The organism is Xanthomonas arboricola (genome assembly GCF_002940665.1).
Taxonomy (GTDB): Bacteria; Pseudomonadota; Gammaproteobacteria; order Xanthomonadales; family Xanthomonadaceae; genus Xanthomonas; species Xanthomonas arboricola_B.
This window is the reverse complement of the sequence record NZ_MIGY01000003.1, coordinates 224344-250940: the sequence shown is the minus strand read 5'-3', so window position 1 is coordinate 250940 and position 26597 is coordinate 224344. Positions and strand designations below refer to the sequence as shown.

21 protein-coding genes are annotated in these 26597 nt (G+C 66.0%); 7 read left to right on the top strand and 14 right to left on the bottom strand.

Going from position 1 to position 26597, the window contains the following annotated elements; translation table 11 throughout:
- Positions 1–17: 17 nt before the first annotated feature.
- The 11 genes from frr to XarjCFBP7645_RS14610 form a co-directional block, all read right to left on the bottom strand.
- On the bottom strand, positions 18–575 hold the full coding sequence (gene frr, locus XarjCFBP7645_RS14660; protein ID WP_104538114.1) for a ribosome recycling factor: 558 nt from the start codon (positions 573–575) through the stop codon (positions 18–20).
- Between the two features lie 210 nt (positions 576–785).
- Positions 786–1508, bottom strand: coding sequence for a UMP kinase (gene pyrH / locus XarjCFBP7645_RS14655; protein WP_024940374.1), 723 nt, complete (start codon positions 1506–1508; stop codon positions 786–788).
- Positions 1509–1613: 105 nt separating this feature from the next.
- Positions 1614–3137, bottom strand: a complete 1524-nt coding sequence (locus tag XarjCFBP7645_RS14650) for a sensor domain-containing diguanylate cyclase (RefSeq protein ID WP_104538113.1) — start codon at positions 3135–3137, stop codon at positions 1614–1616.
- Positions 3138–3410: 273 nt separating this feature from the next.
- Positions 3411–4289, bottom strand: a complete 879-nt coding sequence (gene tsf, locus XarjCFBP7645_RS14645) for a translation elongation factor Ts (protein ID WP_104538112.1) — start codon at positions 4287–4289, stop codon at positions 3411–3413.
- A 169-nt stretch (positions 4290–4458) separates the two neighbouring features.
- Positions 4459–5280, bottom strand: a complete 822-nt coding sequence (gene rpsB, locus XarjCFBP7645_RS14640) for a 30S ribosomal protein S2 (RefSeq protein WP_104538111.1) — start codon at positions 5278–5280, stop codon at positions 4459–4461.
- Positions 5281–5662: 382 nt separating this feature from the next.
- Positions 5663–6370, bottom strand: a complete 708-nt coding sequence (locus tag XarjCFBP7645_RS14635) for a fimbrial biogenesis chaperone (RefSeq protein ID WP_104538110.1) — start codon at positions 6368–6370, stop codon at positions 5663–5665.
- Positions 6371–6372: 2 nt separating this feature from the next.
- The gene (locus XarjCFBP7645_RS14630; protein WP_104538109.1) at positions 6373–6705 is read right to left on the bottom strand and encodes a hypothetical protein; all 333 of its coding nucleotides are present in this window, start codon (positions 6703–6705) and stop codon (positions 6373–6375) included.
- 48 nt (positions 6706–6753) lie between these two features.
- The gene (locus tag XarjCFBP7645_RS14625; protein ID WP_104538108.1) at positions 6754–7788 is read right to left on the bottom strand and encodes a Csu type fimbrial protein; all 1035 of its coding nucleotides are present in this window, start codon (positions 7786–7788) and stop codon (positions 6754–6756) included.
- Complete coding sequence (locus tag XarjCFBP7645_RS14620) at positions 7785–10136, bottom strand: fimbria/pilus outer membrane usher protein (RefSeq protein ID WP_104538107.1); 2352 nt, start codon at positions 10134–10136, stop codon at positions 7785–7787. Before XarjCFBP7645_RS14620 ends, XarjCFBP7645_RS14625 begins: the two co-directional genes overlap by 4 nt.
- A gap of 16 nt (positions 10137–10152) precedes the next feature.
- Positions 10153–10923 carry a fimbrial biogenesis chaperone gene (locus XarjCFBP7645_RS14615; RefSeq protein ID WP_047130792.1) on the bottom strand — a complete coding sequence of 257 codons (771 nt, stop codon included), beginning with the start codon at positions 10921–10923 and terminating at the stop codon, positions 10153–10155.
- 8 nt (positions 10924–10931) lie between these two features.
- Complete coding sequence (locus XarjCFBP7645_RS14610) at positions 10932–11456, bottom strand: Csu type fimbrial protein (protein ID WP_104538807.1); 525 nt, start codon at positions 11454–11456, stop codon at positions 10932–10934.
- Positions 11457–11774: 318 nt separating this feature from the next.
- On the opposite strand from XarjCFBP7645_RS14610, the gene map reads away from it, so the two are divergent.
- The 7 genes from map to asnB all read left to right on the top strand — a co-directional run bounded on the left by map (position 11775) and on the right by asnB (position 20391).
- The gene (gene map / locus XarjCFBP7645_RS14605; RefSeq protein WP_016902381.1) at positions 11775–12551 is read left to right on the top strand and encodes a type I methionyl aminopeptidase; all 777 of its coding nucleotides are present in this window, start codon (positions 11775–11777) and stop codon (positions 12549–12551) included.
- Positions 12548–15157 (top strand): [protein-PII] uridylyltransferase, encoded by a 2610-nt coding sequence (locus XarjCFBP7645_RS14600; RefSeq protein WP_047130772.1) that lies wholly within the window; start codon positions 12548–12550, stop codon positions 15155–15157. The genes map and XarjCFBP7645_RS14600 overlap by 4 nt, the downstream gene beginning before the upstream one ends.
- Positions 15158–15178: 21 nt before the next feature.
- On the top strand, positions 15179–16333 hold the full coding sequence (dapD, locus tag XarjCFBP7645_RS14595; RefSeq protein ID WP_104538106.1) for a 2,3,4,5-tetrahydropyridine-2,6-dicarboxylate N-succinyltransferase: 1155 nt from the start codon (positions 15179–15181) through the stop codon (positions 16331–16333).
- The gene (locus XarjCFBP7645_RS14590; protein WP_104538105.1) at positions 16330–16803 is read left to right on the top strand and encodes a hypothetical protein; all 474 of its coding nucleotides are present in this window, start codon (positions 16330–16332) and stop codon (positions 16801–16803) included. The genes dapD and XarjCFBP7645_RS14590 overlap by 4 nt, the downstream gene beginning before the upstream one ends.
- A complete protein-coding gene (locus tag XarjCFBP7645_RS14585) occupies positions 16800–17156 on the top strand; it encodes an arsenate reductase (protein WP_104538104.1) in 357 nt (118 codons plus the stop codon). Before XarjCFBP7645_RS14590 ends, XarjCFBP7645_RS14585 begins: the two co-directional genes overlap by 4 nt.
- Before the next feature lie 111 nt (positions 17157–17267).
- The gene (gene dapE / locus XarjCFBP7645_RS14580) at positions 17268–18401 is read left to right on the top strand and encodes a succinyl-diaminopimelate desuccinylase (RefSeq protein ID WP_104538103.1); all 1134 of its coding nucleotides are present in this window, start codon (positions 17268–17270) and stop codon (positions 18399–18401) included.
- Positions 18402–18696: 295 nt separating this feature from the next.
- Positions 18697–20391, top strand: coding sequence for an asparagine synthase B (gene asnB / locus XarjCFBP7645_RS14575; protein WP_104538102.1), 1695 nt, complete (start codon positions 18697–18699; stop codon positions 20389–20391).
- Positions 20392–20459: 68 nt separating this feature from the next.
- On the opposite strand, the gene hpaM is transcribed toward asnB, so the two are convergent.
- The 3 genes from hpaM to XarjCFBP7645_RS14560 form a co-directional block, all read right to left on the bottom strand.
- Positions 20460–21509 (bottom strand): type III secretion-associated outer membrane-bound protein HpaM, encoded by a 1050-nt coding sequence (gene hpaM, locus XarjCFBP7645_RS14570; RefSeq protein ID WP_104538101.1) that lies wholly within the window; start codon positions 21507–21509, stop codon positions 20460–20462.
- Between the two features lie 240 nt (positions 21510–21749).
- Positions 21750–23894, bottom strand: coding sequence for a TonB-dependent siderophore receptor (locus XarjCFBP7645_RS14565; RefSeq protein ID WP_104538100.1), 2145 nt, complete (start codon positions 23892–23894; stop codon positions 21750–21752).
- 172 nt (positions 23895–24066) lie between these two features.
- Entirely contained in the window at positions 24067–26469 is a 2403-nt protein-coding gene (locus XarjCFBP7645_RS14560) for a penicillin acylase family protein (RefSeq protein WP_181126402.1), read from the bottom strand.
- Between the last annotated feature and the right edge of the window lie 128 nt (positions 26470–26597).

Below are 26597 nucleotides of genomic sequence, written 5' to 3'. Positions count from 1 at the left end.
GGCAGGCGTCGCCACGATCAGACCGTCATCAGTTCCTGTTCCTTGGCCTTGACGACCTCATCCACATCCTTGATGGCCTTGTCGGTGAGCTTCTGGATGTCGTCTTCGGCGCCGCGCGCTTCGTCTTCGGTGGCCGCCTTGTCCTTGAGCAGATCCTTGACCTGCTGGTTGGCATCGCGACGGATGTTGCGGATGGCCACCTTGCTGTCTTCGCCCTCGCCATGCACGGCCTTGCTGAGCTCTTTGCGGCGCTCTTCGGTCAGCGGCGGCAGGTTCAGACGGATCACGGTGCCGACCACGGTCGGGGTCAGGCCCAGATCCGAGGCATAGATCGCTTTCTCGACGTCCTTGATCATGCCCTTGTCGAACAGGCTGATGACCAACGAGCGGCCTTCGGAGACGCTGATGCTGGCAACCTGATTTAGGGGGGTGTCGGTGCCGTAGGCCTTGACCTTGATGCCGTCCAGCAGCGCCGGCGAGGCGCGCCCGGTGCGCACGGTGGTCAGGGAATGGCGCAGAGCATCGATGCTCTTGGTCATGCGCGTCTGCGCGTCTTGTTTGATCTGGGTGAGCATCGCCGGAATCCGTGTGGAGCTGAATCCGGAGATTATAGCCGGGACTGGGGTTTCACGACTCGCGGGTCGTCAGGACCCGCGTAAGCCGGTTCACTTGCCGGTGCCGGTGCCGGCGCCGCTTCCGCTGGAGCCGCTCCACCGGCAGGCATCAACGCAGGCGCCAGCACTGCGCTTTAACGAATCCCCAATCCCGATTCCCGATTCCCGCCCTCAGCTCCGGCCCTGCACCAACGTGCCGATCTGCTCGCCATGCAGGATGCGCAGCAACACGCCGGGCTCGCTCATGCCGAAGATGCGCAGCGGCAGGTCGCTGTCGCGCGCCAGGGCGAAGGCGGCGGTGTCCATCACTTCCAGGCCCTGCAGGATGACCTGGTCGTAGGTCAGGCTGTCGTAACGCACTGCGTCAGAATGCTTCTTCGGGTCCTTGTCGTACACGCCGTCGACCTTGGTTGCCTTGAGCAGCAGGTCGGCGCCGATCTCGATCGCGCGCAGCGCCGCACCCGAGTCGGTGGTGAAGAACGGATTGCCGGTGCCGGCGGCGAAGATCGCGATGCGGCCCTTCTCCAGATGGCGGATGGCGCGACGGCGGATGAAGTCCTCGCAGACATCGTTGATCTTGATCGCGCTCATCACGCGGACCTTGGCGCCAAGCTTTTCCAGCGCGTCCTGCATCGCCAGCGCATTGATCACGGTGGCCAGCATGCCCATGTGGTCGCCGGTGACGCGGTCCATGCCGCTGGCGGCCAGGCCGGCGCCGCGGAAGATGTTGCCGCCGCCGATCACCAGCGCGACCTGCGCGCCGGCCTGTTGGGCCTCGATCACTTCGTGGGCCAGGCGATTGATGACCTTGGGATCGATGCCGTAATCCCCGTCTCCCATCAGCGCCTCCCCGGAAAGTTTGAGAAGAATGCGGCGATAGGCAAGTTCGGACATGGGAAAAACCTCGGTGTGGGGGATCGGCAAACGCCGGCAAGTCTAGCGGAAGCCTGTCACCGGGCGTGGTAAAAATTCGGTATCGGGGACGACGTGACGCGTTGCTCAGTGCGCGCGCGGAGGTTGCAGCGTCGGCACATCGGTCGCATCGTAGGCGGTGACGCGGTTGCGGCCGCGATGTTTGGAACGATACAGCGTGCTGTCGGCGGCCTGCAGTAGATGCTCGATGCTGTCGAACTGCCGGTCGCCACCGCCGTGGGTGGCCAGTCCTGCCGAGAAGGTGATGTGCAACGGGCCGCCCTGCAGTTGCGCCATCGGCGTGCGCGCGGTTTCGGCCAGGATGCGCTCGACCACCATCAATGCCGCCTCTGCCGCGGTATTGGGCAGGATCACCAGGAATTCCTCGCCGCCATAGCGGGCGACCAGGTCGCTGGTGCGCACCATGCGTTGCAGCGTCTGCGCAAAATTGCGTAGCACCTCGTCGCCGACCAGATGGCCATACGCATCGTTGACGCGCTTGAAGTCGTCCAGGTCGATGAAGGCGATCGACAGTGGCCAGTTCTGCCGCGATGCCAGCTCGAACTCATGCGCGAGCGCAGTGCCCAGCTGATGGCGATTGAACACGCCGGTCAACGCATCGCGGCTGGCCTGTTCGGCCAGGTGGCGCATGCGGTTTTCCGATTCGTCGGCATGCCTGCGCGCTTCGGCCACATCCTGCAATTCGCGCAGGCTGCGCAGCATCGCCAATTCGCGCGCCTGCTCGAAGATCATCTGGATGTGCTCGGGTTGCGGCACGCGGATGTCGAACAGGGCCTCCAGTTCGGGCAGCGACTCGGCGATGCGTTCGATCACTTTTTCGAAGCGTTCGGCATCCAGTTCCAGCACGTCCTGCGCCTGTCGCTGCGCGCGTTCGGTAGCGGCCACGGCGCTGGCCGACAGCCAGATGTCTGCTAGGCGTCCGGACAGCGCGACACAGGCCATGAAGGGCTCCAGGCTGGTCAGCTCCTCCTCGCTTTGCGCGATGGCGTTCTGCAGGTACGGCGGCAACTGCCAGTGATGCGCGAGCCATGCGCCGACCTCGGCATGGGTGGCGCCCAGATGCGCGCGTTCGGCATCCAGCAGCGCGGTGTTGTCGGGCGCTTGTTCCAGGAGCGACGCATACAGTTGGGGCACGCCCTGCAGCAGGGCAAGCTTGCCGATGTCCTGCAACAGGCCGGCCAGCATGAGTTCTTCGGGTTTGCGGATGCCGTAGGCCTGCCCGAGGATGCGACTGGCCAGCGCACACAGGCCGGCCCGGCGCCAGATGCGCTCATGCAGCGGATGTGCGGTGAACGTGCTGCGCACGCCGTGTACCATCGAAAACCCCAGCGCCAGACTCAGGGTCGCATTGAGGCCGAGCATGGCCAGCGCCTGGCCAAGGTTGTCGATGCGGCGGCGGCTGGCGTACAACGGCGAATTGGCAACGCGCAGCATGCGCGCGCTCAATGCCATGTCCATGCCGATGACGTTGGCCGTGGTGGTCATGTCCACGTCGGGGTCCTGCGCCAGCTCGATGACGCGCAGCGCGACGCCGGGAGGCGAGGGCAGGTTGCGGCAGTAATGCAGGGCGGCCTGTAGATCTGGTTGCATGGGTCATCGCCGGCGGTGAGCGCAAGCATACCGCCGCGCTCGTTAATGGGGCACGCCATGCTCCGCCATCGCCGCGCTGCAGCGCGTGCGTGATGGACGCGAAAGCTTGGTCGGCATCAAGGTTTAGCGGCAGCGGCAACGACATCTGTAGAGTTGAGGCCGGTTGTGTGCCCGGCGGATGCGTTCGCTTCAGTTTCGGGAGCGGAAAGGGGGGCAGCTGCGGGCAAAAAAAAGCCGCGGCAGGCCGCGGCTTCTTCTGTGCAGTAGCGAGGATCAGGCCAGTCCGGCCTGCTTCATCACTTCGGCGGCGTAGTCTTCCACCACCTTCTCGATGCCTTCGCCAACGGCCAGGCGCTGGAAACCGACCACGTCCGCACCGGCAGCCTTGACGGCCTGCTCGACGGTCTGGTCGGTGTTCAGCACGTACGGCTGGCCGTACAGCGTCACTTCGTTGACGATCTTGCTGATCTTGCCGCTGATGATCTTTTCCAGGATATCGGCCGGCTTGGCCTTGTCCTTCTCAGACATCTTGGCCAGTTCGATTTCCTTTTCCTTGGCGACGAACTCGGCCGGAACATCGGAGGCCTTGACGTGCGGCGGGTTCATCGCAGCAATGTGCATGGCGATGCCACGGGCCAGTTCGATGTCGCCACCCTTCAGCTCGACCAGCACGCCGATGCGACCGCCGTGCACGTAGGCCGCAACGTTGTTGGCGCTGTCGATGCGAACCAGGCGACGCACCTGCAGGTTCTCGCCGACCTTGGCGATAACCGCTGCGCGACGCTCTTCAATGGTTTCGCCGCTGTCGAGCTTGACGCTCTTGAGCGCTTCGGCATCGGCTGCGTCCGAGTTCAGTGCGGCGGTGGCCACGGTCTCGGTGAAGGCCAGGAAGTTCTCGTCCTTGGCGACGAAGTCGGTTTCGGAGTTGACTTCGACCAGCACGGCCTTGCCGCCGGCCTGTGCGGTGGCGATGCGGCCTTCGGCGGCAACGCGGTCAGCCTTCTTGTCGGCCTTGGCCAGGCCCGACTTGCGCAGCCATTCGGCAGCGGCGTCGATGTCGCCTGCGTTTTCGACGAGTGCCTTCTTGCACTCCATCATGCCGGCGCCGGTGCGCTCGCGCAGTTCCTTGACCAGGGAAGCAGTGATTTCCATGGAATTACCTCATATGGACGAATGCGTGCGGCGGAGTGTTCCGCCAGTAGGAGACGGCGCAGCCATGCCGGCCGCCCCCGTAGAAATGTTCAGTGGCCTCGGCGACGGGGCGCAGTGGACCCGTCGGGGCTGCGGCCGCACAGCATGGTGCGGCCGCATTGCAGGCCGATTACTCGGCAGCCGGAGCGGCGGCGTCGGCCGGTGCGTCAACCTTCTTGTCGCCCTTCTTGGCCGGAGCGCGACGGCCCTTGCCTTCGTCGGCGGACTCGGCGGAGAACTCTTCTTCGCGAACCGAAGCGGAGTTCGGCGCAGCAGCCTTGCCTTCCAGCACGGCGTCGGCAGCGGCGCGTGCATACAGCTGCACGGCACGGATGGCGTCGTCGTTGCCCGGGATGGCGTAGTCGACCAGGGCCGGGTCGTAGTTGGTGTCGACCACCGCGATCACCGGAATGCCGAGCTTCTTGGCTTCCTTGATGGCAATGTCTTCATGGCCGATGTCGATCACGAAGATCGCGTCGGGCAGACGGTTCATTTCCTTGATGCCGCCCAGCGAGGCGTCCAGCTTCTCGCGCTCGCGACGCAGGCCCAGCACTTCGTGCTTGACCAGCTTGTCGAAGGTGCCATCGGTCTCGGCCGACTCCAGTTCCTTCAGGCGGGCAACCGACTGCTTGACGGTACGGAAGTTGGTCAGCGTGCCGCCCAGCCAGCGCTGGGTCATGAACGGCATGCCGCAACGCTCGGCTTCTTCCTTGATGGACTCGCGCGCGCTGCGCTTGGTGCCCAGGAACAGCACGGTGCCGCGCTTCTGCGCGATCGAGGAGAGGAAGTTCATCGCGTCATTGAAGAGCGGAACGGTCTTCTCGAGGTTGATGATGTGGATCTTGCCGCGCGCGCCGAAGATGTACGGCGCCATCTTGGGGTTCCAGTAGCGGGTCTGGTGACCGAAATGGACGCCGGCTTCCAGCATCTGACGCATGGTGACTTGGGGCATTGAAGTAACTCCTGATAGCGGAATCGCCGTGCGCGGGCTTGACTTTAAAGAGTCCGCACATGGATGTGCGGGCCCTTGCGAAAGGGTGCGCACGTAATTCCGGGGTTGGGCTTCCCTGTCGCCTCCGTGACGAACCCCTTGTGGGGGCACCCCGGCACGGATGGCGGCGGCAGGTGTGAATTCGTCGATGACGTCCGACGTGAACGACGCAATGCGTGGGATACGCAAAACAGCCGGCGGAGTATAGCCGGCGGAGCGAGTGCATGCAATCGGGAACCGGGAACCGGGAATCGCACGAGCTTAGGTGCGCGGGCGTCCAAAAGCCCACGAACGATCAGCTGCCGCCATGCGCCTTACCGATTCCCCATTCCCCATTCCCCATTCACGGCTGCAGAGCCAGCGTGCTTTCGATGTCGCTGTTGATGCGTGCCACGAAGCGGCCATTGCCTGCGGGCAAGTCGGTGGGCAGCGGCCATTGGCGGGTCTGGCCGGGCAGCACGTAACCGGCGAGGTCGTCGCGGATGCTACGGCGGGTGCCGCCGGCATCGATGTAGGCCAGGTCGGCCAGCCTGGCGTGGCTGAGCCCGGCGTTGTGGACTTTCAGTGAGCGGCCGTTGCCGTGGCCGGACAGGCTGGCCTGCAACAGCGGGTGCGGGTCGCCGGGCTGGCTGGGCAGGGCGAACACCGGCGTGGAATACCGCAGCAGTTCGGTGTCGCTACCGGCGGCATGCTGGGTTACCACCAACCGGTAGCTGTCTTCGGTCTGCGCCGGGCTGGGAGTTAGGCGGATCACCCGCAGCAGTTGCCGGCCTTGCGCGGGAATTTCGAAATGCGCCGGGCTGACGGTGGCCGCGGTAGCGGGTTCGAGCAGCTCGCGGTCGCCGTCCTGGCGCCAGCGGTAGAGTCTGGCTTCGGCGCGCCACGGCAATGCAGCATGGTTGTAAAGCCAGACGGTCGCTTGGTCGCTGTCGGCGGGAATGCGTGCGGTGGTCGGAGCGATGGCGATCTCGGCGCCAACGGCGCTGCCGGTGAGGGCCAGGCTGGCCAGTGCCAGCGCCAGCAGGCAGCAACGGGGGCTGGGCGCAGTCATGGTCAGAACGCGATCGTGGTCATGCGCGTGCTGCCGGCAGGCGCTGGCCCGGCGAGTGCGCTGGCATCCTGCCCGGTACTGGTGAGGGCGGGGGCCTCGGCGCTGCTGTCTGCCGTAGCGATCGCCATCGGCGTACCCCTGGAACAGCTGGCGCGCGGCGGCGCAGTGCGCAGCTCGCAGCCGCTGAGCAGGCGCAGGCCGATGTGCAGGGTGAAGTTCTCCGGGCCACGGGCAGTGGCCGCACCGGCTGTAGTAGAGGTCGCGGTGAAGACGAGGGCGACCAGCGTCAGGCGCTTCAGTAAGGTGACCAGCGTCATAAAGGCAATCGTTTGCATAGGAGACGTAACGAATAGCGACGTTCCAGATGCGAACTTTATTAACTGTCAGTAAGTGATCGAGACGGTCACCGTGTCGTTGTAGGCGCCCGCAATGGGCTGCTGCGGTGCCGGTGCGCGGCCATAGACGGTCACCGTCTGAGTGACTCCGTTGCCGGTGCCGTTGAGCGTATCGACGCCGATGCTGGTGCCCCAGCGATTGCCGCGGCCAGCGTCCCGATACAACTCGTAGGCAATGTAGTTGGCACTGCTGGCATGGCGCATGCGCCGGATGCTGCCGGTGGCATTGACGCCGTCGCCTAGCCCGATATTCCAGGCGGTGCGGTTGGTGCACGACAGGCTGATGGTGGAGGTACGGTCGATGGCGGTATCGATGGAGCCGGCGATGCTGCCGAAATCCAGGTCGGTGGTGACGTAGGTATTGCAGCGTGCCGGCACGTTGGCCGAGGCAGTGAACGGGAAGGCGTTGCTGGCGGTCTTGGCGCCGCTGCCGCCGGCCGTGCAGCTGCTCGGCGCCGGCGGGACACCGGTGATGCTCTCGTTGTAGGAGTAGCGCAGCACGGTATCGGCACCGCCGAAACTGCTGGTGTGGTTGCCAACCGACAGGATCTGATTGGCCGGAATGCGCCCGTAGAGGGTGATGGTGGTCGTCTGCGAGCCGCCGGTGATCACCGGAACGCCGTAGGACAGCGTCAGCACGCGCGGCGAAGGCGTCGTCGACCCGGTGGCGCCCCAGACCTGGGTACGCGTGGCCTCGCTGTAGATCTGGAAGTCCAGGCTGTCGCCGGTGGGGTTGAGCATGCGGCGCGGCGCGTACAGTCCGTTGCTGGCGCTGCCCGGCCCGAGGTCCAGGCAAAGACTCACCTGCGCATAGCCCAGCACGCTGAGCGCAGCGGTCGCGCAGGAGACGTTGAGCGTCGCCACTGCATCGGTGGTGCCGTTGGCCGCCACGTTGCCGAATGCCAGCGGGGTGCCGAGGGTGACGCTGCAGGTGGTGTCCGCGCGCGCATTCTGGCTGGGTGCAAGCCACAACGCGGCGATCGCCAGCGCAAGCACGAAGCGGCAGGCTGCAAGCGGATTCATGGGGTCTGCTGCTCGAGGACGCAGGGCAGCGGGCCGACCCGCGGAATGCCGCTGCGGATGGCCGGGTAGGTGAATCGCACGCTGCAGCGGCCAGTAGGCAGCTCCACCAGGATGCGGTTGTCGACCTGCAGGTTGTCCAGATAGGTCTCGCCGTCATAGCCGACCACCACGCGTTCGGCATTGCCCTCGCGCTGCACCACACTGCCGACCGGCAACGGCATGCCCTGGGCGTCGTGCAGCACGATCATGGCCGCGCGTACCCGGGTGATGCCGAAGCGCACCGTCACCCCGGACTGCTGGCGCGGTGTCACCGCGGTATCGACGCGATCCACCCGCAGGTCCGCCGGCAGGTTCAGGGTGTCGATGGATAGCTGATTGCGCTGCCACGACTGCAACGGGGTGACCAGCAGCATCCCGCGCGCGTCGGTGACGCCGATCAGGCGATTCTCCAGCCGCACCGGAATGCCGGGCTGGCCGTCGGTGGAGACCACCGCAAAGGCATCCTGGATGTCGCGTGCGGCAAAGCCGCTGCCGTCCATCCACACCAGACTGCCGCTGGCGCTGGCATAGCCGAAGTTGTCGCCGTCCTGGTTGGCGACGCCGAAGTTGTAGCGGCCGATACGGTTCAGCCATCCCAGTTCGGCCAGGCCTCCGCTGGCATCGTCGCCGGCGCGCCCCTGCAGGCGCCAACCGATCCCGCCCAGATCGCCGTCGCCGGGCAGCGGCTGGCTGAGATCGGCCACAAATCCGGTGCGGTCACCATTGCGCTGCACCGATGCGCTGGCCTGGCGTAACTCGCCGAACGTGGTCGACAGCGACAGATACAGGCTGCGGTCGCTGCGCACATCCAGATTCTGGTTGCCCGACAGATTGGCCGCCCAGGTGCGCCCGAAACTGCGCGACCAGAACAGGCTCGCGTAGCGCGAGGTGTCGCCTTGCGGGTAGCTCAGCCGCACATAGCTGGTGCCGAGCGAGCCGATCGGATCGACGTTGATGCCGAACACCGCGCGGTCGCTGACGCGCGCCGGCAATGCGCCCTGCAGCGCGCCCAGATCGCGATAGTCGCCGTGGGTGCGCTGGGTGCCGACAGTGAAGTTGAAGCGACGATTGTTCCAGGCATACCCCAGCACGTACTGGCCGCCGCGCAGCGCATCCATCCGGCTATGCGCGTAGGCCGCGTTGACCACCCCGCCCACACCGAGCAGCCACACGCCGCCGGCGCCGCCATTGACCACGCCGCCGCCGGCCTCGGCATGCGCTTCGATGGTGACGTCCTCGCGCAGGCCTTTGCGCAGCGTGGCGCTGGCGACCGTGCGCGAGTCATAGGAAAACGAGCGCACGCCGTAGTCCTGGCGCAGATGGCCGATGCCGGCAGACCACTCGGAAACGCCGCGCGCCAACAGCTGCGGCGTGCCATAGAACGCGAAGTCGAGCCGGCGCACTTGGCCGAAGGCATCGGTCACCACGATCTGCGCCTGCCCGGTACCGCTGATGCCTGGTTGCGCAGCCAGCTGGAACGGGCCGGCCGGCACTTGGCCGCTGTACTGGCGCAGGCCATCGACGTAGAGCTCCACGGTCGATGGCACCACCGCCTCGCCCAGGAAGCTTGGCGTGGGAGTGAGCACGCGGTACGGCTGCAAGGCATAGTTGCGGCCGACCTGTACCCCGCCCAGGCGGATCGAGCGGCTCCAGTCGACAAAGCCGCTGTAGAAATCTCCGGCCGTCAGGCTGGTGGCGCTGTCGGGGAAATCCATTTGCCAGGCGCTGTCCAGGCGCACCGCTTCGCTGCGCCAGCGCTGGTCCTGCGGGCGGTCGTAGGCCAGGAACACCGCGGTGGTGTCGACCATGCCGCGGCCGATGCCGAAACCGCGCAACTCGGTCGCCAGCGACACGCTGCTGGCGCCGGCATTGCGTGTGGCATAGAAGTCGTAGTTGAGCAGGATGCCCGGCGAGGCGGTGGCGCTGGGCGGTGCGACCTGTTCGGCCTTGAGCACCGTGGTGGAGAGCGACAGCTGCGCCAGCGGCACCTGCAGTGCCAGTCGCTGCAGTGCGGCGTCGTAGCGCACTTCCACGTCAGGCAGGCGATCCAGGTCGACCAGCTCGCTGGCGGCGCGGTCGGCCAGGATGAAGCCGAGCTTGCGCAGCGTGTCGACCGAGCCGCGCAGGTGGCCGTCCACCAGTTCGAACGGTGCCAGACCGCGGTCGGCCTGATTGAGGGTGACATCCAGGTACAGCGTCTGCGCCAGGGACGCCACGCTCTGCGGAGCCTGATCGGGGAGCGCTGCCATGTCGGCCAGATCGCCGGACGCAGCGTGTGCCAGGCAGGTGGCCGTCGCAAGCAGCGTCATCGCCAGCCGGCCCGCATCACGGCGCCGCTGGCGCGGCCAACAAGGTGCGTTCGTCTGCCTCACCATTGATCCTTGCGATGATGGCGCCGCGGCCGAACTGGGCCAGCGGTGCACCCAGCGACCAGCGCATGGTCTGGCCGGGCAGGACATAGCCCACCAGTCCGTTCAATACGCTCTTGGTCGTGCCGTCGACCCGATGCTGCAGGTCGGCGACTTGGGCGTGTCCGTTGCCGGTGTTGCTGATCTGGATCTGCGCATTGCCGTCGCTGCCGGCAATTACCTGCGTGCTCAGGGTCGGCGTGGATTCGGTCTTGCCCGGTGGCAGCAAAAAGATCGGCACCGAATAGCGCAACACGAATTGCATGCCCTTGAGATCCGCATCGGTGCTGGGCAATTCGTCGACGATGATGCGGTAGCAGACTTCCTCGCTGGCGGGCGCAGGCCCGGCGCGAATCACGCGAATCAGCTGGCGCTCGCCGGCGGCAAGCGTGCGCATCGGCGGGCTGACCAGCAGTTCCTGGGTCGGGTCGAGCTGATCCTTGCCGTCACGCTGGGTCCAGCGATAGGCACGGGTCTGCACCTGCACCGGCGCGCTGCCGCTGTTGCTCAGCCAGAGCCCGTCGGCGGACTGCTGCGCGCTCAGTGTCAGCGAGGTCGGTGCCAGCTGCAGGCTGGCCGCCTGTGCAGACCGCAGCGGCAAGCCGCTGCCAAGCGCCAGCGTGAGCGCCAATCCGGCCGTCACCAGCCAGACTGGCATCCGGTACCACGGGCGGTGGTGCGATGGCATGCGCGCGCTCAATAGACGATCGTGGCGGTGATGGTGTCTTGGTAGGCACCGATCGCGGGATTGTTGGCCGATGGGTTGGTCACGCGGCCATAGACCGGATAGATCTGGTTGATGCCGGTGGCGGTGCGGCTCAGCGTATTGGTGCCGGTGGTGCTGCCCCACACCGTGCTGCGGCCCAGATCCTGGTACAGCTGATAGGCGATGAAGTTGTTGGTGGTGACCAGCGCATCGGTGTTCTTCATGCGGCGGGTGGTGACATCGTTGGCGGTGCCGGCATTGCTGCCCGCGCTCAATGCGATGTTGTACGGGGTCAGCGCGGTGCACTGCGCGGTCACGCTGCCGTTGGCGTCCGCATTTGTGGTCGAGGTGGACAATACCGAGCCGAAGTCGACGTCCGTCGCCGAGGCGGCGGTGATGGTGCAGGCCTTGGTGACGGCGATCTTGACGTTGAACGTTGTGGTGTCTGCTGCAGTGGCGGCGCCAATGGTCGAGAGCAGGCCGAGGGACAGCAGGACAGGACGGACAGTACGCATGGACATTTCCTTGACCAGTCTGGTCATTAGTGACGCGACGGCTTGTCGCCTTCCCTGCAATGCATCAGCTGTGCCAAAGATTACCCTGAATAATTCGTCTATCTCACTGTTTAACCTAAAAGTTTTCGTGAAATTGCGATGTCTTCCGGATGACTCCGATTGCGTATTTTTTGACGCGCGCGGTAGTGCGTCACACATGAATACGCGGTGCTGCCAGTTTTCTGCTGCCCCGTCCGTTTCCACCGGTCTACCGCCTTCAGCATGAAAATGCCCATGCGGGTCGTTCAGATTCAGCCCGAATCGGCGATAATCGCTGCCATGAGCGTCAATCTGAAAACCAAAGAAGAAATCGAACTGATGCGCGTCGCCGGCCGTCTGGCTGCCGAGGTGCTCGATGTCGTGGCGCCGTATGTGCAGGCGGGCGTCACCACGGCCGAGCTGGACCGCATCTGCCACGACCACATCGTCAACGTGCAGGGCACCATTCCTGCCAACGTCGGCTACCGCGGCTTTCCCAAAAGCGTGTGCACCTCGGTCAACAACGTGATCTGTCACGGCATCCCGAGCGCGGCCAAGGTGCTGAAGGACGGCGACATCGTCAATATCGATGTCACCGTCATCAAGGACGGCTGGCATGGCGATACCAGCCGCATGTATTACGTCGGCACGCCGTCGGTGATGGCCAAGCGGCTGGTGGAAACCACCTACGAGGCGATGTGGCGCGGCATCCGTGCGGTCAAGCCGGGCGCAACGCTGGGCGATGTCGGCCACGCGATCCAGAAGTTCGCCGAAGCCGAGCGTTTCAGCGTGGTGCGCGACTACTGCGGCCACGGCATCGGCAAGGTCTACCACGACGAGCCGCAGGTGATGCATTACGGCCGTCCCGGCGAAGGCCTGGTGCTCAAGCCCGGCATGACCTTCACCATCGAGCCGATGATCAACGAAGGCACCTACCACCATAAGACTCTGCCGGACGGCTGGACCGTGGTGACCAAGGACCGCAAGTTGTCCGCGCAGTGGGAACATATGGTCGCGGTGACCGAAGACGGCGTGGATGTGCTGACGCTGTCGCCGAACGTTCCCGCTCCGGTATGACGGCCACAACGGCGGACCGACCCGACCCGGGTGTCGCCGGCGATGCCGAGTGGGCCGCGCAAGCGCGCCCGCTGCTGGTGCATGCCGACATGCGGCTGTGCAAGCGCTTCGACCAGGGCGAGCCGATCGAACGCCTGGTGGCCTTGCGCGCCCGCGCGGTCGATCAACTGATGCGCAATGCGTGGACGCGCTGCATCCCGGCCGACGCCGGGCTGTCGTTGCATGCCGTCGGCGGTTACGGGCGCGGCGAACTGTTCCCGCGCTCGGATGTGGATGTGCTGGTGCTGGGCGAGACCGGCGTGCAGCAACAGCACGAGCAGGCCCTGGCACGGCTGTTCGCCCTGCTGTGGGATGTGGGCCTGCCGATCAGCCACGCGGTGCGCTCGCCGGCGCAGTGCACCGCCGCGGTCGCCGATCAGACGGTGCTGACCGCCTTGATCGAAGCGCGCCCGCTGGTGGCCGGCAGCCAGGCGCGTGCCGCGCTGGCGGCAGCGATTTCGCCGCAACAGGTGTGGCCGGCGCGCGAGTTCTTCCAGGCCAAGCGCGAAGAGCTGCTGGCGCGGCACCAGCGCTTCGGCGATACCGCCGACAACCTGGAGCCGGACATCAAGGACGGCCCCGGCGGTCTGCGCGACCTGCAGACGCTGGGCTGGATGGCGCTGCGCGCGTTCGGGGTCAAGGATCTGGAGGCGCTGGTCGGGCTCGGCCATGTCGGTTTCGACGAGGCCGTAGCGCTGCGGCGCGAACGCGAGGAACTGGCGCGCTTGCGCTTCGGCCTGCATCTGGTCGCCAAACGGCCGGAAGAGCGGCTGGGGTTCGATTACCAGAAGACCCTGGCCGAGCGGCTGGGCTTTGCCGACGACCCGGAAAGCCTGGGCGTGGAAAAGATGATGCAGCGCTTCTACCGCAGCGCTGCGTTGATTCGCCGTATCAGCGACCGCTTGCTGCAGCGCTTCGAAGAACAGTTCGACGGCGAGGCGGTGCCGGAGCCGCTCGGCGAGGGCTTCAGTCTGCGCCGCGGTTATCTGGCTGCGGATGCAGAGGACTGGCCGGCCGGCGATGTGCTGCAGGTCTTTGCGCTGTTTGCGCAGTGGGCGGCGCACCGCGAGGTACGCGGGCTGCATTCGCTGACCGCGCGCGCGCTGGCCGAGGTGCTGCGCGAGTTGCCGGCCTACGACGTGGCCGATGCGACCGCGCGCGACCGCTTCATGGCGCTGCTGCGCGGCCCGCGGGCGGTGGAGTCGCTCAACCGCATGGCGCGTCTGGGCGTTCTGGGCCAGTGGATTCCGGCATTCGCCAGCGTGTCCGGTCGCATGCAGTTCGATCTGTTCCATGTCTACACGGTGGACCAGCACACCTTGATGGTGCTGCGGAATATCTCGCTGTTTGCCGCCGGCCGCGCCGACGAGCGTTTTTCGATCACCCATGAAGTCTGGCCGCGCCTGCGCAAGCCGGAATTGCTGCTGCTGGCCGGCCTGTTTCACGACATCGCCAAGGGCCGCGGCGGCGATCACTCCGAGCTGGGCGCGGTGGATGCGCGCGCGTTCTGCCAGGCGCACCGGCTCAGCGAAGGCGATACCGCGCTGGTGGCCTGGCTGGTCGAACAGCATCTGCGCATGTCGGTCACCGCGCAGAAGCAGGACATCTCCGACCCGGAAGTGATCCACCGTTTCGCCACCCTGGTCGGCACGCGCGAGCGCCTGGATTACCTGTATCTGCTGACCTGCGCCGACATTGCCGGCACCAGCCCCAAGCTGTGGAACGCGTGGAAGGACCGGCTGCTGGCCGACCTGTATTTCGCCGCGCGGCGCGCACTGCGCGAGGGCCTGGAACATCCGCCGCCGCGCGAAGAGCGCCTGTGCGAAGCGCGCGAGTCCGCCCGGGCGCTGATGCAGGCGCAAGGCCACGACGATGCCACCATCGACCGCCAGTTCGCCGGCATGCCGGATGAAAACTTCCTGCGCTTCCGTCCCGAGCAGCTGGCCTGGCAGGCGGTGTCGCTGATCGAGGTGCAGATCGGCCAGACCATGGTCAAGGCGCGGCGCGCGGTGCCGGACAACGACGCGCTGGAAGTGTTCGTGTATTCGCCCGATCGCGATGGGTTGTTCTCCGCGATCGTCGCCACGCTGGATCGCAAGGGGTATGGCATCCATCGCGCCCGCGTGCTGGATGCGCCGCACGATGCGATCTTCGACGTGTTCGAGGTGCTGCCGCAGGACAGTTCCGCCGATGGCGATCCGCAGCGCCTGGCCGCGGCCTTGCGCCAGGTGCTGGCCGGCGACCTGCACAAGGTGCGGCCCTCGCGGCGTGCGGTGCCGCGCCAGCTGCGCCACTTCCGCTTTGCGCCGCGCGTGGAATTCAGCGAGAGCGCCGGTGGCCGCCGCACCCGCATCAGTCTGGTTGCGCCCGATCGTCCCGGCTTGCTGGCCGATGTGGCCAATGTGCTGCGCCTGCAACACCTGCGTGTGCACGATGCGCGCATCGCCACCTTCGGCGAGCGCGCCGAAGACCAGTTCCAGATCACCGACGAGCACGACCGCCCGTTGCCCGAATCCGCCCGGCAGGCGCTGCGCGACGCGCTGTGCGCCTGCCTCGATCCCACCTAAGTAGTCCGTTCGGAGACCCCCATGGCCACCAGCAAGAAGACCGCGCGCAAGCAGGGCGCGACCCCCACCGGCGCAGCGCCGAGCAAGAGCGGCAAGGCGCCTCAGGCACCGGCCGTCGACAAGCGCAAGGCCACCGCGGTGGCTGCTAAGCCTGTGGCCGCCAGCAAAAGCGTTACCAAGCAGGTGACCAGGAAAAGCGCGACCAAGTCGGCGACCAGTGCGGCCCCGCGCGTGGCCAAGCAGCCGACCAGCGTGGTGTCCGCACCGGCCGCCAAGAAGGCTGCAGCTGCGAAGAAACTGCCGATCGCCGAAAAGGCCGTCGGCGGCGCTGCAACGCCGGTGGGTACTGACGAACTCAAGTTCGGCATCGAAAGCGCATTCGAGCGCCGCGCCAGCTTGACCGTCGACGAGATCGACGGCTCCACCCGCGCCATCGTCACCCGCGTCATCGACGGCCTGGAGAGCGGCGAGTTCCGCGTCGCCGAGCCGGACGGACAGGGTGGCTGGAGCGTCAACGAGTGGTTGAAGAAGGCCGTGCTGCTGTATTTCCGCGTCAACGAAATGGCCGTGATCGACGCGCAGCCGGCACCGTTCTGGGACAAGGTGGAGTCGCGTTTTGCCGGCTTCGGCGAGGCCGAGTTCCGCAAGGCCGGCGTGCGTGTGGTGCCGGGTGCGGTGGCGCGGCGCGGCAGCTATTTCGGCAAGGACGTGGTGCTGATGCCGAGCTTCACCAATATCGGCGCGTATGTGGGCGAAGGCACCATGGTCGATACCTGGGCCACGGTGGGGTCGTGCGCGCAGATCGGCGCACATTGCCACCTGTCCGGTGGTGCCGGCATCGGCGGCGTGCTCGAACCGCTGCAGGCCAGCCCGACCATCATCGAGGATCATTGCTTCATCGGTGCGCGTTCGGAAGTGGTCGAAGGCGTGGTCATCGGCCACCACAGCGTGATCGGCATGGGCGTGTTCATCAGCCAGAGCACGCGCATCTACAATCGCGCCACCGGCGAGATTTCCTACGGCTACGTGCCGCCTTACAGCGTGGTGGTGTCCGGCCAGCTGCCGTCGAAAGATGGCTCGCATTCGCTGTATTGCGCGGTGATCGTCAAACAGGTGGATGCCAGGACCCGCAGCAAGACCAGCGTCAACGAGCTGCTGCGCGGTCTGGCCGATTGAGCACAGTGCAGCCTGCGCAGGGTGCCATGCTGTCGCGTCCGCTCAGTGGCTGGGTCCGCTGGGGCATTCCGGCCATGTGGTTGGGATGGGTGGCGCTCTACGTGGCCGGCTCGCTGCTGCGCGACGGCGTGCCGCAGCAGCTGGATGCCCTGCGTTGGCTGGCGCCTGTGCTGGTGGTGCTGATGACCTTGCGTCTGGCATGGGCGTCCAGCCGGTGGGCGCAGGTCCGCGATGCGGGCGATGCGCTGGAGATCGTGCAACAAGGACGATCGCAGCGGGTGGATCTTGCCGAGCTGCGCTCGGTCGATGCGGCATGGCTGATTCCGCCACGGCGGATGGCGCTGAAATTCCACGGCACACGCGCCGATGTGGTGTTCCTGCCCGCACACGGGCAGGAACACGATCAACTGGTAACCACCCTGTTGGCGCGTGCAAGCGCGCGCCGCGGAGTCGAGAAGGCGACGACATGACCACGCTCTATGGATTGAAGAACTGCGACACCTGCAAGAAGGCGACCAAGTGGCTGGACCGCTTCGGCGTGGCCTACAGCTTCGTCGATTACCGCGAGCACACGCCCGCGCCGGAGACGTTGGTGGATTGGGCCGGCAAGGCCGGCGGATTCGAGGCCCTGATCAACAAGTCCTCGACCACCTGGCGCCAGCTGCCCGACAACAAGAAGACGCCCGGTTCGCACGCCGAATGGAAGTTGCTGCTGCGCGAGTACCCGCAATTGATTCGCCGCCCGGTGGTGGTGACAGAGGACGGTACGCTCAGCCAGGGCTTCTCCGACAACGGGTTCAAGGCACGCTTCAACATTGCCTGATGGCGCCACCGCGCCGTCGGCTCGCACACGCCTGTGCGGGGCGGCCGCGGGGAAGGCAGGCGACCTGCTGATGCCGGCGACCCAGATGCATCTTTTATCGGAAGGACGAACATGACCGGCGACGTACTGCAACTGACCTGCGAGCTGATCGCACGCGCCTCGGTGACACCGGACGATGCCGGCTGCCAGGCGCTGCTTGCGCAACGCCTGGAGGCTGCCGGATTCGCTTGCGAGCACCTGCGCCTGGGCCAGGTCGACAATCTGTGGGCCACCCACGGCAGCGGTGCGCCGGTGCTGGTGCTGCTCGGCCACACCGATGTGGTGCCGCCGGGACCGCGCGAGGCCTGGACCAGCGATCCGTTCGATCCGCAGATCCGCGATGGTGTGCTGTACGGGCGCGGCACGGCCGACATGAAGGGCAGCGTGGCGGCCTTCGCGATCGCCGCCGAACAGTTCGTCGCCGCCCATCCGCAGCATGCCGGCACGCTGGCGGTGTTGCTGACTTCCGATGAAGAAGGCGACGCCATCGATGGCGTGCGCCGCGTGGCCGAGCTGTTTCGCGCGCGCGGGCAGGCGATCGACTGGTGCATCACCGGCGAACCGTCGTCCACCGAACGGCTGGGCGACCTGCTGCGCGTGGGCCGCCGCGGCAGTCTGTCCGGCACGCTGATCGTCAGGGGCGTGCAGGGACACGTGGCGTATCCGCACAAGGCGCGTAATCCGATCCATCTGGCCGCGCCGGCACTGACCGAGCTGGTGGCGCGGCAGTGGGACGAGGGCTTCGAGAGTTTTCCGCCGACCAGCCTGCAGGTGTCGAACATCCATGCCGGCACCGGCGCCAATAACGTGATTCCGGGCGAGCTGCAGGTGGCCTTCAACCTGCGCTACACCCCGCTGTGGGATGCGCCGCGGCTGGAAGCGGAAATCACCGCATTGCTGGATCGCCATGGGCTGGACTATGCGCTGCGCTGGCATCGCAGCGGCGAGCCGTTCTACACCCCGGAAGGGCGCCTGCGCAGCGTCGCACGCGAGGTGCTGGGCCAGTTCGCCGGCGCGCCGCCGGAGGAAAGCACTGGCGGCGGCACCTCCGATGCGCGCTTCATCGCGCCGCTGGGTGCGCAATGCATCGAAGTCGGCCCGGTCAACGCCAGCATCCACCAGGTCGACGAGCATGTGCGCGTGGCCGATCTGCAAGCCTTGCCGGCGCTGTATCGCGGCCTGATCGAGCGGCTGCTGGTGGATTGACGGACCATGCGTCGCCGTCGTTGCCGCTGAAACAGTTGCGCCATCGAAAACGAACGGTTAGCGTCGCTCACATGGTCTTCCAGCTCGCCAACCGCAATAACGCCAACCGCAACAATCTGCGCGCGAACAATCGTGCGCGGCCGATGCGGGTCTGCGACTAGGCGAAGTAACACCAAACGCCCAGGAATCAGAGAACCCGCATCGGCCGATGCGGGTTTTTTTTATGGGTGTCATTCTCGTGCAGCACGCTTGCCACCGGCCGCCAACCCCCGCAGTTTCATCCAGGAGTGTTTCCATGTGTTCCATCTTCGGTATTTTCGGCCTGCAACCCGGTGACGATCTGCAGGCATTGCGCCGGCAGGCGCTGGAATGTTCGCAGCGGCAGCGTCATCGCGGCCCGGACTGGAGCGGTGTGCATATCGATACCGGTGCGATCCTGGTGCACGAGCGCCTGGCCATCGTCGACCCGGCTGGCGGCTCGCAGCCGTTGTTGTCCGAAGATGGCGAACTTGCGCTCGCAGTGAATGGCGAGATCTACAACCATCGCGAGCTCAAGCAGGAGCTGATGCAGCCGTACGCCTTCCAGACCGGCTCCGATTGCGAGGTGATCAACGCGCTGTATCGCGAGGATGCGCCGGCCTCCTACCTCAACCGCCTCAACGGCATCTTCGCGTTCGCGCTATGGGACAAGGCCGCCGGGCGGGTGATCATCGCGCGCGACCCGATCGGCGTGGTGCCGCTGTACTGGGGCCACGATCGCGAAGGCCGGCTGCGGGTGGCCTCGGAACTGAAGTCGCTGGTGGATGATTGCGCCGATGCGGCGCAGTTCCCGCCTGGCCATTGGTACGACAGCGCCACCGGTGCACTGAGTCGCTATTACGAGCGTGCCTGGCGCGAATACGCCGAAGTGGAAGGCGTGCAGGTGCAGCTGCAGGAATTGCGCGAGGCGTTCGAGCGCGCGGTGCACCGTCAGCTGATGACCGACGTGCCGTATGGCGTGCTGCTGTCCGGCGGGCTGGATTCGTCGCTGGTCGCCGCGGTGGCCGCACGCTACGCACGCCATCGCATCGAAGAGAACGACACCACCGAAGCGTGGTGGCCGCGCCTGCATTCGTTCGCGATCGGTTTGAAAGGCTCGCCGGATCTGGCCGCGGCCGAAGTCGCTGCCGCCGCGCTGGGCACCGTGCATCATGGTTTCGAGTACAGCTTCGACGAAGGCCTGGATGCGCTGCCCGAGGTCATCCGTCATATCGAGACCTACGACGTCACCACCATCCGCGCCTCTACGCCGATGTTCCTGCTGGCACGACGCATCAAGGCGATGGGCGTAAAAATGGTGTTGTCGGGTGAAGGCAGCGACGAAATCTTCGGCGGCTATCTGTATTTCCACAAGGCACCGAACGCACGCGAATTCCACGAAGAACTGGTACGCAAACTGGATGCGCTCAACAACTACGATTGCCTGCGCGCCAACAAGTCGATGATGGCCTGGGGCGTGGAGCCGCGCGTGCCGTTCCTGGACCGCGAATTCCTGGACGTGGCCATGCGCATGGACGCCAGCTTCAAGATGATCGACAAGACCAGCAGCGGCGCCACGCGGATGGAAAAGGGCGTGTTGCGCGAAGCGTTTGCCGGGTATCTGCCCGAATCGATCCTGTGGCGGCAGAAAGAGCAGTTCAGCGATGGCGTGGGCTATGGCTGGATCGATGGACTCAAGGCGCATGCCGCCGCACATGTGAGCGACCGCGAGCTGGCTGCCGCCTCCAAACGCTTTCCGGTCAATCCGCCGCAGACCAAGGAAGCGTATTTCTATCGCACGCTGTTCGAGCAGTTCTTCCCCAGCCAGGCGGCGGCGGAGACGGTGCCGGGCGGCAAGTCGATCGCGTGTTCGTCGCCGACCGCGATCGCCTGGGATGCCAGCTTCGCCGCGATGGCCGACCCGTCCGGCCGTGCGATTGCCGGCGTGCACGAACAGGCGTTGGCGTCGTAACGCTGCTGCATCGAAGTTGAAACTCCAGCGGCCGGCATGCGCTCACGCGCTGCCGGCCGCTGCTGCGATCACTCGTGGCGCACGCAGTATCCGTAGCGTTGCGGCTCGATATCCACGCCGGCCACATCTGCCTGGTTGTTGCGCCACAGGTTTGGCTTGAAGTCGGCCGCAGTGCAGTTAGCAGCGCGGTCCACACCGATGGTGTAGGTGAACGGTGTATTGGAGAAGCGGTTGTTCTCGAACACGTTGTCCTGGCTCATGCTGTTGTCCCAGCACAGGATTTCCGGCGTGCGGTAGCGGATGGCGCAAGCCAGGAAGACACCGGCGACCTTGTTGCCGTCGAACTGATTGTTGCTGAAGCGGTTGCGGCGCGCGTCGGAAAGATAGATGCCCTGGCTGCCGTTGCGCTCGAAGCGGTTGTTGCGGATCTCGCTGTCTTCCAGATGCTCGGTGGTCAGCCCTGCGGCCACGTTGTCGTGGATGTAGTTGTTGACCATGGTGACCTTGGCGGTGCGATTGAACGATACGCCGTCCCAGATCGCGCCCGAAACATCATTGTTTTCGATGGTGATCTCGCGCGTGTCGTACTCGCTCAGCAGGCAGGCGCTGCGGCACTTGTTGACCTGCAGGCCGGCGAGCCGGATGCCCTGGCCGGAACGCACGACCACCGCGCTGTTGCTCAGGTACGGACGCTCGGGCATGAATTCCTTGTCGCCGGTGCTGGCGACGATCTGCATGTCTTCGATGCTGACATTGCGGATCACGCCGGTCGGCTGCTGATTTTCGTAGTCGCCGACCACCAGTGCCGGTTGCTGCACACCATCGGCCATGCGCAGCACCGTGGTCGGGCCTTTGCCGCGAAGAGTGAGATTGCCGCGGTGGATCGAGACCAGGCCATTGAGCGGGAATTCACCCTTTTCCAGGCACAACACCGCAGGCGTATCGCTTTGCGGAAGCTTGTCGATGGTTTTCTGCAGATCCTGCCCAGGGCGCACTTTGGCGGTGCATGCCGCGACCGGCGCATCCGGTGGGCCGGATTTGGCGGGCGGCGCTGCCGAGCAGGCAGTGGCAACGAGCAGGGGCAACAGGGCGGAAACGGAGCGGGCAAGCTGAGGCATGCGGATTCCGGTCAGTGGGGGGAGGAGGGCGATCGTGTAAAAACACGTTACAGATCGCGACGGCCTCTAGTGTGTCCCAATGGACGTTAACGTCTGGCGGATTCCGGCCGGCCTGATTCGGCGCAGGTTCATTGCACCGCCGTGGTCGAGGCCACAACTGTGCGTGCGGCGGCCGCTGCGGCCGATCAACGTCACAGTTGGAGCAGTGCTCGCGGCCTGGGCAGGCGCCCGTTCGCCACGCTAGAAACTGTAGGCCAGCTGCGCGTAGACGCGGCGCGGTTCGCCAGGAAAGTGACCGGTGCGCTCGGTGAACCCGCTGACGGCATAGACCCGGTCGAACAGGTTCTTGACGTTGACCTGCAGCTTCCAGGCGTCCCACTGCGTCTGCCAGCTGATGTCGAAGATGGCGTACGGCTTGACGCGCTGACCTTCCAGGCTGAGCCGCTCGCCTACGTAGTCCGCACCGAAGGCAATCGCCGAGTTCCAGGCCGGCAGGTCGTAACGTGTCCACAGACCGAAAGTGTTGCGCGGTGCATTGGCGAAGCGGTCGCCGGACGCATTGGTGATGCCGTTGGTGCCCGCATCGAGCACGCGTGCATCGTTGTAGGCGTAGGTCAGGTTGAGCACCCAGCGTTCGGTGAGGTCGGCCAGCAGATCCACTTCCAGGCCTTCGCTGCGTACCAGACCGAGCGCGGAGAGCTGGTTGACGCCATCGACGACACGGCCGTTGGCCTGCACGATGTTGCTGCGTTCGATGCGATACAGCGCGGTGTTGAGCGTCAGCCCGCCATCGCTGAGCGCGGTTTTCAGACCCACTTCCCACTGCGTGCTGCGCTCGGGATCGAACGGCCCGCCGACGCTGCTGTCCTGATTGGCCGCATCCTGCGGCAGAAAGCCGCTGGCATAACTTGCGTACGCGTTGATGCCATCGCGCAGCACGAACGTGCTGCCCACACGCCAGCTGAGATCGTTGCCGGTGACGCGCGAGCCGTCCAGACGGTTGTCGTCCTTGAAGCCGTCCCAACGCAGTCCGGCCATCGCAAACCAGCGCGGCGTCAGCGTGAGTTCGTCCTGAAGATACGCGCCGTAGCGCTGGCTGCGTGTGCTGGTGGCGCGCCAGGGCAGGCCGTCCAGACCGTAGTCGTAGAAGCCGCTGCGGCCATACACCGGGTTGAACAAATCAATGCCCGGCACCGGCCCGCGCACGCGGCCGGTGTCGGCGGTATTGGCGGTCTGCGCGCGGAAATCCGCGTCCAGCCGATAGTAGTCCGCGCCCATCAGCAGCTTGTGCTCGATCGCGCCGATGCGGGTGCGGAACACCGCGTTGACGTTGCCGGAGATCGCATCGTTATCGCGGAACTGATTGCGCAGCTGCCGCGTCATCCATTCGGCGGTGCCGTCGCCATCGCGGTCGATCAGGCCCATCGGCTCGTGATAGATCTGATGCTCGTCGTTCTTGAACCAGCGCATCGCCATGTCCACGTCCCACGCATCCGACGGTGCAAAGCGGTACTGCGCGAACGTCACCTTGGCGCGCATGTCGAGGAAATCGGTGGGCTCGTTGTGGTTCCAGCGACGGTCGGTGAGGAAGTTGCCGTCGTCGTCCACCGGCACGCCGCGCAGGCGATTGCCGCCAAGGTTCTGGGTGATGTCGGTGTATTGCAGCGTGAGCTCGCCTGTCTGGCCAATGTCGAACGCCACTGACGCATCGCCGATCTGGCTCTGGCTATCGGTGTTGCGGCGAAAGCCATCCTCGCCATCGGCGTAGGCGCCGATGCGGTAGCGAATGCGTCCGTCTTCGCGTGCCGGCCCGGTGGCTTCGAACGAGGCCGCACCGAAGGATTGATTGCCCACCTGCAGCTCCACCCGACGCGCGGTCTGATGGCCGGGTTTGCGGGTGACGTAATTGATCACACCGCCGGGTTCGCCGCCGCCATACAACGCACCGGCCGGGCCCTTGAGCACTTCCACGCGTTCGATATTGAACAGCTGCGGCACCGAGAAGCCGGCATACGGATCGCCACGCAATCCGTCATACAGCACGTTCTCCTGGCGGAAGCCGCGCAGGGTCACGCCGGCATAGCTGAAGAAGCTGATGCCGCTGATGCTGCGATACAGATCGGTGATCTGGCGCGCGGCCTGGTCGTCGATCAGTTCGCGCGGCAGCACCTGTACCGACTGCGGCACCAGCGACAACGGCGTATCGGTGCGTGTGGCCACCGCAGCATCGTCGGATTTGTACAACGTCTGCGCACGGCCGACGACGTCGACGCCATCCAGGTCGGTGACCGCTGTGGGGGTGCTGGCGTGTTGTTGAGCGAAGGCGCGGGGCGACGGTAAAGCCAGAGAAGCGGCAAGCGCGGTGACAAGGAGCGTGGGGCGCATCGGTCACTAATGGGAATGGTTATCAAATGCATCTTAGCATGCTGGGCTCGCTTCATTCGACAGGTCGGTGGGCGGGTGTGGTTGCGCGGATGAGATGAGCGAGGTGCGGGGGCGATCTGCAAAAGGCAGACGCAGAAACCTGCATCGACAGGCGAGACAGCAATGACCACGCCTATTTCGGCTGCAGGCGCAGCGTGTAGCGGGTAGCGGTCGGCAGAAATGGGGCCGGCCGGCCGTGCACCCAGTCGTCGTGCCCTGCACCCCAGAACGGCGACAACGGGTGTCCGCTCTGGCCGCCCGGCATGTGCACGATGCCGTCCTGTTCGTGGCCGGGCGACACCACCATGCGTTCGGAGGCACCGAAGGCCGGGCCTTGCACGCGTGGCATGTCGCGATCGCCTGGCAGTTGGTCGGGCGGCATGCACAGCCAGCGCTTTGCAAGCGCAGGCAATGCCCGCGCGATCGGGTGGCAGATGGCGGCGGTGTTGCGTTCGCCCCAGGTACGTTCGCTCAAGGCGCCGTCCTGCGCAGCGAGATCCGTCTGCGCATTGCGTGCAGCCTCGGCAAGCAGCTGATCCCAGCTCGCATAGGCGGGCGGCAGCAGATGCGCCGGGCGCTGCTGCAGCAACGGCCAGACGATGCCTTCCAGCTGGGCGCGACGCGGCGGCAGGAAGTCCTTGCCAAGCGCGGCTTTTGCCGGCGCCAGCAGGCCGGCTTCCACTGCGTCGATGGTCATGCCGCGAAAGCCGCGCACGATGCGATAGCTGGCCGAGCGGGTGGATGCGTGCCCGTCCCACTGCCGGGTGGCGGCTTCGATCTGCTGCAAGGCCGGGTCCTTGCTGTGCTCGACCACGCTGCGCAACAACTGCCACCACCGCGTGAGCAGCACGGCGCGATCGTCGAGCTGGATGGCGAGCAGGTCCAGCTCGTTGAAGCGCTGCCTGGCGAACAAGTCGTCGCGGATCTGCTGCGCACGCGCACCCAGGTCGTAGCCGGCATTGCCGAGCGTGGCCAACTGCTGCGCATCGACGACGCGGCTGTTGGCGGTCCAGAGCCGGTGCGACGGAGGATCGATCAGGGCGGGAGCAGCGTCGCTGCGCACCGGCCAGGGCAGGCAGCCGCCCGGCGCTGGCGCCGCCGTTGCCGTAGGCGAAGGCGATGCCGCGTCCGCACCCTGCGCCGAGCTTGCCAGTTCGGCGATGCCGCCCGGGCCACAGCCGGCATTGCGTACCGGGCGCGCACCGATCAACCGCCAGGCGATGCGCCCGCTGCGATCGGCCAGCAACAGGTTCTGTGCCGGAATGCCCGAGCGATCGGCCACTGCAAAGGCGGCCTGCACATCGGCCGCCGTACTCATCTGCGCAAAGTCCAGCCGGCTCGCGCCGGGCAGCTGCGCGGCCCAGCGCAGCGCGAGCAGGCTGCCATCGGGGTTGTCGTGCAGGATCGGTCCCCAGGCGCTCTCGCGCACCGCAAAACGCACCGGCGCGGCGCCGGCCACGCGAATGGTTTCGACATGGGTGGTGAGCGTTTGCGGATGACCCGGCGTAGACGGCGCAATCCGCGCAAAGTCGGCGGTGTCGATGTAGCTGTTGGTAAAGGCCCAGGCCACATGCCCGTTGCTGCCGACCACCACCGCCGGCAAGCCGGGCAGGGTGAAACCGGTGACATCCACCTTGCCGTCGGGCGCGCTGGTGTCCGGGTAACGCAGGCGTGCGCGGAACCAGATATTGGGCGCGCGCAGGCCCAGGTGCATGTCGTCGGCGACGATGGCGCGGCCGTCGCTGGTGAGGCTGCCGTCCACGGCGAAGTTGTTGCTGCCCGGCGTCGGCGGCTCGGTGCCCGGAGCGGTGGCTGGATGCGGCAGGCGGCGCAGATCCAGTGCGGTGGGGTCAGGCAGCACGGCATCGCCTTGGGCTGGGCCGAACAGCGGGGCATCCCAACTGGAACCTTGATGGTCGAGCAATGCCGCCAGTGCCGCCGGCACTACCGCGCGGATGCGTGCGGCCGCCAGTTCGGTCTGGTTGTCGTTGTCCTGCAGGTCGGCATACATCGCCATGCCGGTGAGGATGGAGTCGTCCAGCGTCCACGCGCGCGGTGTCTGCCGCAGCAACAGGTACGGCCACGGACGCACGCGCAGGGCGGCCAGCCCTGCATTGACGCCCTCGGTGTAGGCCTGCAGCGCCGCGCGCTGGCTGCCGGCGGCGACATCCAGGCTGGCATGCACGCGGGCGCGCAGGCGGTGCACGCGATTGCGTTTGTCCAGATCCAGCGCCGCAGCGCCGAACAGCTCGGACAATTCGCCGGCCGGTGCGCGGCGCATCAGGTCCATCTCGAAGTAGCGCTCCTGCGCGTGCACGTAGCCGAGTGCGCGCATGGCATCGACCTGGCTGGCCGCATCGATGGTGACCACGCCACGCCGGTCGCGTTGCACGCTGACCGGTGCCACCAGCCCATCAAGGGTACTGTTGCCGTCCAGCTGCGGCAGGCTGCCACGCATCGACAGATACACGGCCAACAGGGCCGCCACGACCAACACCACGGTTGCCAGCAGCAGCCGGCCCAGCCATTTGCGCATTGTCGAGTCCTTGAGTTCGGTCACGGTGTGGCGGCTGGCCATGACCGTGGCGGGTCTGGCCGCAAGCGCAACTGAAAGTGATTCCGATTAGATCATTGCTGCGCGGCTTAGGGCACCATGCGCAGATT

Excerpts from the sequence above, each read along its gene's own strand:
- frr (WP_104538114.1), bottom strand. The coding sequence starts at position 575 with ATGCTCACCCAGATCAAACAAGACGCGCAGACGCGCATGACCAAGAGC.
- XarjCFBP7645_RS14620 (WP_104538107.1), bottom strand. The coding sequence starts at position 10,136 with ATGACGCTGCTTGCGACGGCCACCTGCCTGGCACACGCTGCGTCCGGC.
- XarjCFBP7645_RS14630 (WP_104538109.1), bottom strand. The coding sequence starts at position 6,705 with ATGCAAACGATTGCCTTTATGACGCTGGTCACCTTACTGAAGCGCCTG.
- tsf (WP_104538112.1), bottom strand. The coding sequence starts at position 4,289 with ATGGAAATCACTGCTTCCCTGGTCAAGGAACTGCGCGAGCGCACCGGC.
- hpaM (WP_104538101.1), bottom strand. The coding sequence starts at position 21,509 with ATGCCTCAGCTTGCCCGCTCCGTTTCCGCCCTGTTGCCCCTGCTCGTT.
- XarjCFBP7645_RS14600 (WP_047130772.1), top strand. The coding sequence starts at position 12,548 with ATGACGGCCACAACGGCGGACCGACCCGACCCGGGTGTCGCCGGCGAT.
- XarjCFBP7645_RS14635 (WP_104538110.1), bottom strand. The coding sequence starts at position 6,370 with ATGACTGCGCCCAGCCCCCGTTGCTGCCTGCTGGCGCTGGCACTGGCC.
- XarjCFBP7645_RS14610 (WP_104538807.1), bottom strand. The coding sequence starts at position 11,456 with ATGCGTACTGTCCGTCCTGTCCTGCTGTCCCTCGGCCTGCTCTCGACC.
- XarjCFBP7645_RS14565 (WP_104538100.1), bottom strand. The coding sequence starts at position 23,894 with ATGCGCCCCACGCTCCTTGTCACCGCGCTTGCCGCTTCTCTGGCTTTA.
- asnB (WP_104538102.1), top strand. The coding sequence starts at position 18,697 with ATGTGTTCCATCTTCGGTATTTTCGGCCTGCAACCCGGTGACGATCTG.
- XarjCFBP7645_RS14625 (WP_104538108.1), bottom strand. The coding sequence starts at position 7,788 with ATGAATCCGCTTGCAGCCTGCCGCTTCGTGCTTGCGCTGGCGATCGCC.
- XarjCFBP7645_RS14585 (WP_104538104.1), top strand. The coding sequence starts at position 16,800 with ATGACCACGCTCTATGGATTGAAGAACTGCGACACCTGCAAGAAGGCG.
- dapD (WP_104538106.1), top strand. The coding sequence starts at position 15,179 with ATGGCCACCAGCAAGAAGACCGCGCGCAAGCAGGGCGCGACCCCCACC.
- pyrH (WP_024940374.1), bottom strand. The coding sequence starts at position 1,508 with ATGTCCGAACTTGCCTATCGCCGCATTCTTCTCAAACTTTCCGGGGAG.
- map (WP_016902381.1), top strand. The coding sequence starts at position 11,775 with ATGAGCGTCAATCTGAAAACCAAAGAAGAAATCGAACTGATGCGCGTC.
- rpsB (WP_104538111.1), bottom strand. The coding sequence starts at position 5,280 with ATGCCCCAAGTCACCATGCGTCAGATGCTGGAAGCCGGCGTCCATTTC.
- XarjCFBP7645_RS14650 (WP_104538113.1), bottom strand. The coding sequence starts at position 3,137 with ATGCAACCAGATCTACAGGCCGCCCTGCATTACTGCCGCAACCTGCCC.
- XarjCFBP7645_RS14615 (WP_047130792.1), bottom strand. The coding sequence starts at position 10,923 with ATGCCATCGCACCACCGCCCGTGGTACCGGATGCCAGTCTGGCTGGTG.
- dapE (WP_104538103.1), top strand. The coding sequence starts at position 17,268 with ATGACCGGCGACGTACTGCAACTGACCTGCGAGCTGATCGCACGCGCC.
- XarjCFBP7645_RS14560 (WP_181126402.1), bottom strand. The coding sequence starts at position 26,469 with ATGCGCAAATGGCTGGGCCGGCTGCTGCTGGCAACCGTGGTGTTGGTC.